Source organism: Occallatibacter sp. (assembly GCF_049582745.1).
GTDB lineage: Bacteria > Acidobacteriota > Terriglobia > Terriglobales > Acidobacteriaceae > Telmatobacter.
This window is the reverse complement of sequence record NZ_JBAUUO010000153.1, coordinates 17,707-29,831: the sequence shown is the minus strand read 5'-3', so window position 1 is coordinate 29,831 and position 12,125 is coordinate 17,707. Positions and strand designations below refer to the sequence as shown.

6 protein-coding genes are annotated in these 12,125 nt (G+C 57.5%); 2 read left to right on the top strand and 4 right to left on the bottom strand.

The window, feature by feature from the left end; translation table 11 throughout:
• Positions 1-97: 97 nt before the first annotated feature.
• A complete protein-coding gene (locus WCA10_RS21970; protein WP_472824673.1) occupies positions 98-1,207 on the bottom strand; it encodes a LacI family DNA-binding transcriptional regulator in 1,110 nt (369 codons plus the stop codon).
• A gap of 209 nt (positions 1,208-1,416) precedes the next feature.
• Here WCA10_RS21970 and WCA10_RS21965 point away from each other — a divergent pair, with 209 nt between their 5' ends.
• The gene (locus WCA10_RS21965) at positions 1,417-5,067 is read left to right on the top strand and encodes an outer membrane beta-barrel protein (protein WP_472824672.1); all 3,651 of its coding nucleotides are present in this window, start codon (positions 1,417-1,419) and stop codon (positions 5,065-5,067) included.
• Positions 5,068-5,150: 83 nt separating this feature from the next.
• On the opposite strand, the gene WCA10_RS21960 is transcribed toward WCA10_RS21965, so the two are convergent.
• Both WCA10_RS21960 and WCA10_RS21955 read right to left on the bottom strand, forming a co-directional pair.
• On the bottom strand, positions 5,151-8,780 hold the full coding sequence (locus WCA10_RS21960; RefSeq protein ID WP_472824671.1) for a glycosyl hydrolase 2 galactose-binding domain-containing protein: 3,630 nt from the start codon (positions 8,778-8,780) through the stop codon (positions 5,151-5,153).
• Between the two features lie 316 nt (positions 8,781-9,096).
• A complete protein-coding gene (locus WCA10_RS21955; protein ID WP_472824670.1) occupies positions 9,097-10,638 on the bottom strand; it encodes a malectin domain-containing carbohydrate-binding protein in 1,542 nt (513 codons plus the stop codon).
• Between the two features lie 383 nt (positions 10,639-11,021).
• Here WCA10_RS21955 and WCA10_RS21950 point away from each other — a divergent pair, with 383 nt between their 5' ends.
• Positions 11,022-11,759 (top strand): tetratricopeptide repeat protein, encoded by a 738-nt coding sequence (locus WCA10_RS21950; protein WP_472824669.1) that lies wholly within the window; start codon positions 11,022-11,024, stop codon positions 11,757-11,759.
• A gap of 140 nt (positions 11,760-11,899) precedes the next feature.
• Here the strand turns inward: WCA10_RS21950 and WCA10_RS21945 are convergent, their stop codons facing one another.
• Positions 11,900-12,121, bottom strand: coding sequence for a hypothetical protein (locus WCA10_RS21945; RefSeq protein WP_472824668.1), 222 nt, complete (start codon positions 12,119-12,121; stop codon positions 11,900-11,902).
• Positions 12,122-12,125: the final 4 nt, after the last annotated feature.

Here is a 12,125-nt window from a genome sequence, read left to right as displayed (position 1 = left end):
CCTGGCGTTTCTTTGCTGGAGCGCGATCTTGTTCGAGGTGTTTGCGGTTGTTTGGATTAATTCAATCGTTTGAATCAAGGAATATCGCTTGCGCGGACTAGGTTGTCAAGCGCGATTTTGCAGGGCCGGCGCGGCGCATGGCCGGAACATGCCGCGAAGTGGACATGCGCACAACGAGTTCGGGCGGGGCCTTGTATAGGTTCACCGGCTTGTCTGCGTTTTGGTCGCGGGAGTTGATCGCCCGCAGGGTCCACTCGGCGGCGAGCAGGCCCATTTCTTTCAATGGCTGACGGATGGTCGTGATGCCCGGTGTGGAAACGGCCGCCGGCAGTACGTCATCAAAACCGACCACGGAACAATCATCGGGAACCTTCAGACCAGCCTCGGTCAACCCGCGCAGAACTCCAAGGGCGGTGAGATCGTCGAACGCAAGCACCGCGGTAAACGGGCGTCCCGATGCCAGCATTTCTTTCGAAAAGCGCAGCCCTCCTTCAAAGCCCGATGTTGAATCCATGAGGTTGGGCAGTTGAAACACCAGTTTGCGATCGATCTGGATCCCGCTCTCGGCCGCGGCCCGCCGTACTCCGGCCCAGCGCGGTTCGGTGTCGAAGAGTTCTTCGGGACCGCGGACGATTGCGATGCGCCGATGACCGAGTTCGATGAGATGGCACAGGGCAAGCGCTCCTCCGGCCTCGTTGTCCACGAGCAGGGAACTGACTTTTCTGTTGGTCAGGTCGCGGCCGACGATCACAATGGGTACACGGTTCTTTTCGATGTCTTCGAGCAGATTTGTTTCCTGGAAGATCCAGCTTGCGATGACGATGACGCCCTCGGCTCTTCGTTCGAGGATCATCTTCAAATAGCTGTCGAAGAGCTTGCGCTGCGTCTGCGCATCGACCAGGAGAGGCAGATAGTCGGCCGGGTGCAGGCCTTCCTGAATGCCATGGACGATCGGGATACAAAACGGATCGGAAAGATCGTAGGCAAGCACCGCGATTGTCTGGCTGCGGCGCCTGCGCAAAGACCGGGCATACGCATCGGGATGATAACCGAGTTGCTGCGCCATCTTCCGGATTCGGTCACGCGTGGAGGCGGCGACGTTTTGCGACAACGGCGCTTCACTCAGCACGATGGAGACGGTGGAAACGGAGTATCCGCAGGCCTTTGCGATATCGAGGAGCGTCACGTGACCGGATTTGCGTTGCACTGTTTCGTCTCCTTTCGCGCGGATTGCCGCCAGGGAATCCAGCGCCATTTTGTCACAGAGGCCAGTCGGCTTGTTTTGGTGAAATGACGCCGGCGGTTGCCACCAGGCCGGCAGAATACTTTCTGCTTGACATAGCAGAAGGAACAATCTTACATTCATTCGTCAGAAGATTCAAACGTTTGAATAAGGCGTTTGACCCGGGGGTGGCTATGAACGTCCTCTGTGCGCGGACTGCGTATATGCGGTCCATTTTTGTCATTTGCATGATTATCGGGTTTATTTCCGCAGCCTTGGCCCAGGCCGGAAGAGGCTCAATCAGTGGACTTGTCACGGACCCGACAGGTGCGATTATTCCCGGAGCGAAGGTGGTGGCCCAGAGCCAGGCGACGGGTGTGAAGCTATCCACGGTGTCGTCGGCTTCCGGGTTGTATTCCTTTGTGTCGCTGGCTCCGGGAATGTACCAGGTCACCGGCACTGCCCGGGGTTTCGATACGCTGGTGGAGAAGAACATTGCGGTTTCGGTGGACCAGGGTTCGACAGTGAACCTGGCGCTCAAGATCGGCTCAGTGAGCGAGGTGGTGACCGTCAATGAGGCCACGGCGCTGGTTGAAGCCACCAATTCCACGGTAGGACAACTCATCTCGGCCGATACCATCGACCGTGTTCCGTTGCTGACGCGCAACGTCTTTGACCTGGTGCAACTCAGCGCCGGCGTTACGCCTGCAAATGGCACACCAAATTCCTCCAGTTCGCAGCAGATCTCCAGCATTACCAGCGGTCGCCCTGGCGTTGACGTCTCTTCGTACACGATCAACGGCGCCATTATCGGTTCGGTCTATTACATGGTGGATGGAAGTCCGCTGGGCATCGCGGAAAACAATGCGGGCGCCATTATTCCCGCGCTCGAGATTCCTGAAGATGGCGTGCAGGAAACACGCGTCGAGACACAGAACACTCCGGCTTCTTATCAAAGCGGTGGCGCGGGTGTAATCAGCCTGGTCACAAAGTCAGGCACCGACCAGTTCCATGGAGACGTATTCGGTGTATTCCGCCCCGACGTGATGGCGGCAAACGAATACTTTAACAAGCAGACACAATTGGCAAGCGGAGCGCCGAACCAAATTCCGGCATTCCACCGGTACCAGGAGGGCGGGGCAATCGGCGGACCCATCAAGAAGGAAAAACTGTTTTTCTTTGCCGACTACGAGGCCACCCAGCAGAAGCAATTTGATGGATCCAACGTTTTCACGGTGCCCACCACGGCGGAACGCACCGGGGATTTCTCGGCCGACGACTTTACAATCTACGATCCACGGTTGCCGGACAATCCGGATGGCACGCGCCAGCCTTTCCCGAATAATGTGATCTCGGATCCGAATCCCATTGCGTTGAAGTTTCTTTCCGAGTTTCCGAAGTGCAACTATCCGGCGAACTGCGATTCAGATACGACCGGAGCCTCGAACAACCTGCGCGTGCCCGGGCTGGACCCGCTGACCGCGCAGAAATTTGACATTCGCATGGACTGGGCGAAGAGCGAGAGACAGCGCATCTTCGGCCGATTCTCGTTTGACCGGCTCTTCTTCTCACTGGTGAACGCATTCGGCAATGAGTGGGATCTCAACTATGCACAGAACACGACGAACGGTCGCAACGTCCTTCTGGCGGACGACCTGACGTTGAATGCTTCGACGGTTCTGCAACTGCGCTACTCGTTCGTGCGCCACAACGAGAACCAGGGCGGCGACCCGCGGCAGATCGGATACGACCTCACATCGCTCGGTTTTCCATCGTCCCTGGCGGCAGAGGAGGTCTACAAAACCCTGCCGTACGTCAATTTCTGGGATGTGGGCGGCGGTATTGGCGGTACGGCCAACTGGAACACATTCAAATATGCCAGCGAGAACAATGACGCGAGCGCAAGCATCACGAAGGTTTTGGGCAAGCACGAGATCAGCGCCGGGTTTGAATTTATGAAGCGCTTGTTGAACGTGGGCCAGCCGCCGGCGCCTTCCGGAGCCTACGCTTTCGACGTCACGGCAACGGATCAGAGTGTATCTGACGGAGGAGGAGGCAGCGATTTTGCGTCCTTCCTGATCGGAATGGGATCGACGCCTGGAAGCGAAGGATATGACTTCACGAAAGACCTTTTCGTGGCGGAAGCCAGTCCGTATTATGCGTCGTTCGTGGAAGACACGTTTCACCCATCCAAATCGTTCACGATCACGGCCGGTTTGCGCTGGGACATTTTCGGAGGACGCACGGAGCGGCACAATCGGCTTGAATACTTCGATCCGAATGCGACAGACACGGTCAATGGCGTCTCGTACAAGGGCGCGGAAGTCTATGTTAACGGCGGGAATCGTTCACCTTTCACCACAGACCTGAAGAATTTCGGACCTCGACTGGGATTCTCGTGGCAGCCAGTTGACAGGCTGGTGGTGCGCGGAGGGGCCGGCTTCTACTACGGTCCCAGTCCGCAAATGGTTGGCAGCGCATCGCTCAACAGCGATGGTTTTGCGTCGGTCACAAACTGGGACGCAACCTGCTATAACGCTGACGGCAACACCATATATAACGGCACATCGGCCTGCGCGGGAGCATCTCCTGGTGACCCGGCGCCCAGCGATACGGGTATCTATTCCTTGAGCAACCCATTTCCGCAAGGTGTAGTTCCTCTCATCAGCTCTCCATCAGGGCTGGGAAACAATCTTGGCAATTCCCTGGCAACGATGCTTCACTCTCAGCGCACCCCCACCACGTACAACTTCAACTTTGGCCTGGAGTACCAGCTTCCGCACCAGGTGATTGTGAGCGCGGGATACGTGGGTAGCCGCGGACTTTTCCTGCCGCTCGGCGGGGTTGATCTGAATCAGCTGAGCCTCGAAACGATTGCGAAATACGGCGCAACTCTTTGCGTCGATCCCTCCGATCCGGCGTGCGAGATGGTTCCGAACACCTGGGCTGGAATCCTACCGGCCACCAACTCAAACTATGGCGCCGATATGGTCCCGCTGTGGGTCTCGCTCCAGGAATATCCCCAGTTCGGCAATGGCAGCTATGGTGGCGGAAATGGAGTGAATGTGAGCGGCTATCCCGGCGGCGATTCGGACTACAGCTCTCTTCAAACAAAGGTGCAGAAGAGACTGACGCACCATTTCACCGCGCTGGCGAGCTTTACATGGGCCAAGTTGATGACCGATGATGGCAATCCGCCGTTGAGCTTCGTAGGTTCGCACGGAGGCGCGGCGCAGGATTGGAGAGATCTGCGATTCGAGCACTCCGTCAGCCCGCAGGACGTGAAATATCAGTTCACCGGACAGGCATCCTACGACCTGCCGATCGGCAGTGGAAGAACCGTGAACCTCAATGGCGTTGGAGATGCCGTTCTCGGCGGCTGGACGGCGAACGTCATCGCTTATCTGAGCACCGGCATTCCAGTGACCTCGCCTGGTTCAGGACTATCGCCGTCCTACTTCAACCAACGCGCCGACATGGTTTGCGACCCCGGCAAAGGGGCGCCGCATACGGCCGACACGTGGTTCAAGCCCGACTGCTTCGCCGTTCCGGCGAACCCGTTTGTACCTGGGACTGCACCTGCATATCTCGATCACGTTCGCACCATGGGCGCAAATGACTTCGATATCTCGTTGTATAAGAGCTTTTCGCTGGGCGGCGAGAGGAATCTTCGCTTCGAGATATCTTCATACAACATCGCGAACCGGGCGCAACTTGGAATGCCGGGCGTGCCGAGCGCCTTCGATGTAAAGACGCAGCCCGACGTTGCGGCGGTCTTCGGTCAGATCACGAACACTGTGAATAGTCCGCGCCAGTTCCAGTTTGGATCGCGGTTTACGTTCTGAACGCGACGCTTTACGATGGATTGAATCAAGAATTGAAGGCCAGTCGCAGCAATGCAACTGGCCTTCTTTGTGGATTCGGTGACTTAAGCCAGCACGATTGTAGGTTTTTCTCCTCGGGTGTCGGTTTCATTGACCTCGGTGACGATGGTGCGGGATTCGCCGGGCATCAGAGCGATGTAGTTGTCGGAGTAGATTGCGGGCAGGATGCGATCACCTGTCTTTTGCCGCACGGCCTTCACACGCACCATCAAGGCGGGCGACGTTCCGGTGTTGTGAACGTTGGTGGACATCTCCCAACGATCTCCCTTCTGCTGCACGCTGGTTGTGGCAGCCAACTTGGGCGCCGGTAACTGGCGGATGGCGCGAAAATCATTCTGCTGCAATCCGCGCATGTAGAAGTTCGTTGAGAGCGTTTCGGTCCCCCGCTTGAGCGCCAGGCGGAGGAAGTGAACCGAAGACAGCCCGGCTGGGTACTTCATATCGATGCAGGTAGTTGTCGAGTCCTCAGTGCTGTCCAGAGCGGCGGTCTTCACGTCCACTTGCTTTCCATCCATGTTCAGGATTTCAACGCTTGCGGTGAGGCCTGCGGTCTTGCCTGCGCTGTAGTTCACCACTTCGATGGTTTCCGCGGCGCAGTTCCACTGGATGTGCAGCGGCTCTGAACCCTTCTTGCACCCGTAGTAGGCGGCTGTCGGCTCGAAAAAATAGTCGTAGGTTTGCCAGACAAACGACGGCCAGCAGGAGTGGCTCATCCACAGCAAGACGCCCATGCGGTAGCGGCTTTGCGCTTCAAACATGGCACGGTAGGTGTCGTAGTTGATGAACTGAGCGAGGCGGATCCACTCTTCGGCATTCGTCGCACCGCCGTAGCTGTTTTCAACAATGGTGCGAAATCCGGCGCCACCCATCGCGCCCTGCAGGCAGAAGTCGTGCAGGCCCCAATCGAGTGCCTGCGGCCAGAGCGCATCTTTGGGCATCATCATACGCACGCTGTCGAGGGGTGGAATATTCGGCGCGCCGATTTCGCTGTGAAGTTTTTTGTCGGCGACTGCGAAGTAGAAGCCTGCGGGATTTGCCCAGTACGGCCCGTGACCGCTGACCACCTCGTCGGCAGAACTCGGGATGTAGTGCAACCCCGGATGCAGGTCGCCGAGAATCTTGCGGATGCCCTGCTCGAGTGGAGGAGGAGGGAAGCCCTCGTTGCGACCGCAATAGAGACCGACGGACGGATGGTTGCGGATGCGCAGGACGAGGTCCTTCACATTCGAGAGGAACAGTTCGTTGTCATCCGGTTCGGGGCCGTCCCATGGATTGGCGAGCCAGAAGTCCTGCCAGACAACGATTCCGTGGCGATCGCAGGCTTCGTAGAATGCTTCGTCGCCGATCTGGCCGACCCAATTGCGGATCATGGTGAAGTTCATTTCGCGGTGGTAGCGAACAGCGGCATCGAATTCGCGCGCACGATAGCGGAGCATCGATTCGCCGAAACCCCAGTTTCCGCCACGTGCAATGAAGCGGCGGCCGTTGATCCAGATGCGCAAAGCGCCACCGTCTTCGCTGTAGGTCATGTAGCGAATGCCGGCCTTGAATGCCTTCTTGTCGATCTGCTTTCCGCCAGCCTCGACGGAGATCTGCGCGTCGTAGAGGTGCGGATCGCCGTAGCCGACGGGCCACCACAGTTTCGGGTCCTTCAGGTGGAGCGCGGAATTCGTGGTCGGATCAAGCGTGATGGTCTTGCGCTCGCCTGCTGCGAGTTGGACGCGCTGCTGCACCTTGATATCGCCTAGCTGGAATTGCAGTGTGCCGTCGAAAGGATGGTTCTGCCGATTGATGAGGTCGGTCTGAACTGTGAGGTCCGCGGAGGACGTATCCGGAAGCGGGAGCTTGCTGGAAACGAAGGTATTTTCGATCGTGACTGCTTCTGTCACGGAAAGAGAGACATCGCCCCAGATGCCAATGTCGCGCCCGCGCATGGTCGGGATCCAGTCCCATCCAATGGAGGCGTGATAGGTGGGATTGTCCGATCCGAGGCCGCCGCCATTTTTGGCACAGACCTCGTATGTCTTCTGCTTGCAACTGCCGGGGGTTGCATTTTTCTCGATTCGCACTGCGAGCGCATTCATTTGGCCCGGCAGAATCTTTTGCGATACATCGAACTGGCCGCGCATGAAGCCGCCTTCAATCCGGCCCAGCTTCACGCCGTTCAGATAGACTTCGGCTTTCCAGTTAATGCCGTCGAAATTGAGCCACGCGAACTGCTCGGAAGTTTTCGCCGGAGCCTTGAATTCCGTGCGATACCAGAAGTCGGAGTAGAAGTAGGAGTCCGAGATGTGGAGCTGATTCTGGCCGAAATTGGGGTCGGGAATTGCGCCGACATTTGCATAGGAGGTCAACACGGTTCCGGGCACGGTGGCGACCAGCCAGTCCGCATCGTGGAAGCCCGGCTTGGAAAGGGCCTCTCCCGCGTCCTGAACGAAGTTTGCCCTTTGAATCCGCCACGATCCACCGGCGAGAAGCTGCCTGTGATCCGAACCGACTGCAGGAGCTGGCGCGGGTTTGGCCGTATATCCGCCGTGGCCAAAGACCTCGATCTCACTGAGAATGTAGCCGTAAGGCGTGGACGGGCGGGTCATGAGAACGCGGACGTAGCGGCCGGTTGCCGGTTGCGGCAGTTTCAAGACATCGACGGCACCCGATCTGCCGGAGAGAGATACGAGATCCCGCCATGTTTCCGCGTCGTCGGAAACCTGCACGGAGCCTTCGGCGGCGCGGGCGATCCATGTAAGCTCGACGTGGTCGAATTGGCAGAGCGAGCCCAGGTCGACATAGACCCATTCCATGCCTGAACCGGCGCTCATCCAGGCGCTGGTGAAACTGTATGGACCGCCGACCTCAACGCGCTGGTCGCCCTTGAAGAAGGCCACCTGGCCCAGCCGCCACGTTGTTTCAAAGGCTGACGCGGTCCTGCCGTCGCCCATTGCGCATTCGATTCGATAGAAGCGACTGCGGCTAACGGCATTGAGAGGAATAGAGGGCGTGAAGAAGTGATTGGGAGAAGCGAATTCCGGCGGATAACCGGCTGTTGAAGATGGCTTGGGGGCCGAAATGGTGCCCGCAACTTGCCAGGAGCGACCATCTTCAGAGACCGATACGGTGAAGGTGAGCGTAGCGGGCGACGCCTGAAATGGCGAAACGACGAAGAGCTGGATCCGGTCGATTTCCGGTGCGGCATCGCCGCCGGCAAGCTGGATGTCGACATGGGCAGGAGATCCGCGGAGTTCTATGGTGTTCATGGGCGCGTGGTCGACGATGACTTCGCGATTTTCTTTGGAGATCGGGCCTTGGAGCGTGTCGGAGACGACGATCCATTGGGGCAGATTGCTCGCCTTGATGCCGTCGGTGACAAGCTGGGCCGTAAGGTTGTAGTCGTAACTGCTGGAGTGATAGGCGGGGCGCAGCAGGGCGAGATTGCGGTAATTGGTTGTGTCGGATATGAGGGTGGGGCCGAAGTGGGCCGCGGGCTCTCCGGGATAAACGCCGACGCCGCGCGTGTATTCCATTGGTTTCGCAGTTGCCCCGGCAGGCACTGTCAAAGAGGATGTTGCCGCCTCCATCGTTCCTCCGGGTTCGCCGAAAGCCGATAATCCATCCACGGCGACGGTCGCACCCGCAATCGCCGTTGTCTTCAGAAAATCTCTTCTTGATGTCGTCATCTATTCTCCGTGAGTCGCGCTCGGGCAAAAGTGCGCGCCGGGCAAACCGCATCTGCCTTGAAGAATCGAGGATTTTGCTCTCTGATTCGGCAGACCCGATTAGCTGTCTCCTGAGTCGGTCCATGCAATTGCTTTGAAGCCGCTGGACTGGCAGGTTTTGGCTCGACACCATGGTAGTCGCACACCCCGCGGGCTGCCGAATCGATTTAGCCGGGAGGGCGTGCAGCGAGTTGGACTTCGGGGAGAACGCTGTGAAAACGAGGAGAAGTCTGGAGGACGGTGCAGTTCGCTCCCCGAGTGCCTGGACGACGGCGAGCTACAGGCTTACGACCTCAATTCCGGTTACGGTTGCATAGCCATCCACCGGAACAAACTCCAGAAGCAATTTCCCTTGCGCATTTGGTTCGAGGCCGATGAATTTGCGTGTCACAACGTCGGACTGGCGTGCTTCCTTCACGAGATTGAAATTCTGGAGCAGGACTTTACCGTTGCAGAAGACGTTGAATGTATGGGCGACCACATTTTCTTCGTGACCGCCCGATGAAGGACGATCCCAATCTCCGTGGCGCGCAGCGAAGCGGAGTGTTACAGAGTATTTTCCCGGCGAGACAGGAATCGCGTAGGAGAAATTACCCCATCGCTCAGTTTCGTAGAGTTCAGGATCGTCGGTTCCTCCCACAGGGGGCGCGTACGTGGCAAGCTGTCCACCTTGAAAATAGTTATCTGGACTCCACCACTGGCTTTCGTTGGAATAGTACGGCGATTGTCGCGTCAGGATGCGCACCGGACGCATGTGATGGCGAGCACCAGGCAAGATCTCTATGGCTGACAGCGTGGCTTGCTTCCCGTCGTCGCCGGAGAACTCAAGGTGCAGCATGCCATCTGCTGCGGGCGCAAGATCAGGGAAGACCTTGACGTCGGCGGTTCGGCTGGCGCCTGCGTCCGCGACAACATCGAAGTTGGCCAGGAGTGTCGTTCCGTTTGCGCGCACTGTCATGATGCGGCTTCCTTCGCCGCCAGCTCCCGTGGATTCCGGTCCAAACGTCATCTCTGCAAAGTGGAGGCGGAGTTCATAGATTCCTTTATTCAGCGGTATGTCGTAGCGAAACTGGCCTTGACGACTGGTTCGGTAAAACCATGGATCCTGCGTTCGCCATATGTTCTGTACATTGCTTTTGACCGCTGTGCCTCCGGAATAGCCGCTATCGGCGTTCCATAGTTTGCCCGCATGATCGACAAAACTACGCTGTGCGCCTGCCAGAATCCTGATCTCTTGGCCCACGGGCGGTCCGAACTGCGATTCCGCGGGCATAAGGGCAGGTTCGTTCTCCCGGACCAACCCCGTGGGGTGCCCCAACGGACGGAAATGAATCCATATACCACTGAGAGCCACGACCAGAAGCGCAAGCGTTGCGATGAGCCACCACATGCTACGGAATATGGGGGCAATTTGAGATGGCGAAGGATCAGAACCTGCGGAGATGGGCTTTTTCCCCGCTGACTGCTCAGCGCGCGGCTCGAATCGGGGGACATACTGTCCCAGCGGAATGGTGATCCGGAGGGGGTGCGATGAGCCTTCTCCAGCATAGTACTCGGCCAGTCTCCGGCGGAGCCGATTAGCCTCAACCCGCACGATGGAATCGGAATCCTGGTCGAACGAGGCTCCCCGGTGAAAGACTTCCAGCCCGATGGAATATTCCTTGATCTGATTGGCTTCGTCAGCAAAGACCTTTTCGCATAAGTAACTCAATAGAGATGCGAGCTTGGGTGCGCGGGTGAAGTGCGTCGACTGAAGCAGCGCCTGCAACTCTGCCCGCCGCGCTTCAAGTTCGGTCGAATCTATAGCTTCTATCGTCACCTTGCGACGCTTTCTGCTCCGAGGCCCACTCTCATATTCGAAGTACGCCTAATCTTAGTTCCACTTTATTGTTGCCGGGTGGATTTAACGGTGTAGATAGTGGAACCAGAGCGCATGTAACGGCATGTAAACCCTCCACCTCGCCTTCTTGAAGCGTCGCCAACTCGGATCTGCCAGCCTCGCAAGTCCCGCAATCAATGAGGAATACGTCAACATTCTCTGAAAATGTAACCCCGTCATAACAGCTAAGTAGCCGGTATAGCGTTGTCTGCTCAAGCAGCGAGGCCTCTACTAGGTTTTGACGTGAGCAGATCCGAATACGCAAATGCTGCTTCGGGAGACGCTCCGTCGTGGAGGAGGTAACTACCATGCAGCGACTCAGGATGATTCTCGCAGCAACAAGTTTGGTGATTTGTGCAGTTCCGTATGTGCAGGCAGATTCCTTTCTTGACTTATCCAAAACCGCGCCGCAAGAGGTAGCCAAGACCGCAGAATTAAAAGGGGATCTGGCGCGCGCTCACAATAACTATGTGTTGGCGGTCGGCTACTATCAGAAGGCTGTGCACGCGGATCCGCACAATGCAACGCTTCTCAACAAGCTTGGTATCTCCGAATTGAAATTGGGCGATAGGGGTCCGGCCCGCAAGCACTTCAGCCAGGCAGTGAAATACGATCCAAGAAACGTATCGGCATTCAACAATCTTGGAGCCGTCTCGTTTCTCAACAAAAAATACAAGCCGGCTGTTAAGTACTTCAAGCAGGCGCTGGAACTCGATGAAACCAGTGCTCCTGCCCATCTCAACCTCGCGGAGGCCTGGATGGCGATGGGCGAGGTCGATTATGCAATGACCGAGTACGGCCGAGCACTTGAATTGGACGCGGACATTCTGGCCGAGAGTCAGGATGGAATTTCGGCGCAGATCACCACGCCGGAGCAACGTGCCCGTGTTTCCTACCTGATCGCGAGAGCCTATGCCAAGCGCGGCAATCTCGACGGAGCTCTTGAGTATTTGACGCGGGCCAAGAACGGCCATTTCCCCGAACTCGCCAGAGTTTACAAAGATCAGGAGTTTGCAGCGCTATGGCCCGATCCGCGCCTGGCCAGAATCGTCAAGCGATAACCAAACCCGCTATCGCTTGTAAGTTGCGCCTCGTCGAACTGGGGCAAGACGAGGCGCAGCGATTGTAGGGCGACGGGATGTCTCACGCTCCAAATTCCGCCGGCATCCCGGTAACCATTTATGTCTGAAAGTGGCCGGTTCTATTCGTCCGCCACTTCATAGCATTTGCGCCCCGGTACACAGCGGGCGAGATGCACGTAGTTTTCATCGGGACCTGCCGGGCCCATGGTGCGCAGGCACCAGTAGCTTGAGGCCGAGTGAACGCCGGGAAGCCAGGACTCCGCGTCTGACGGAGTGGAGCCGTAGGGGTTTTTGGTTCGCAGGCACTGGCAGGGAAGCGGTTTTGTATCGACTGTGTTCATAAGG

Coding starts and splice junctions, on each gene's coding strand:
- WCA10_RS21945 (WP_472824668.1), bottom strand. CDS start 12,121: ATGAACACAGTCGATACAAAACCGCTTCCCTGCCAGTGCCTGCGAACC.
- WCA10_RS21950 (WP_472824669.1), top strand. CDS start 11,022: ATGATTCTCGCAGCAACAAGTTTGGTGATTTGTGCAGTTCCGTATGTG.
- WCA10_RS21960 (WP_472824671.1), bottom strand. CDS start 8,780: ATGACGACATCAAGAAGAGATTTTCTGAAGACAACGGCGATTGCGGGT.
- WCA10_RS21965 (WP_472824672.1), top strand. CDS start 1,417: ATGAACGTCCTCTGTGCGCGGACTGCGTATATGCGGTCCATTTTTGTC.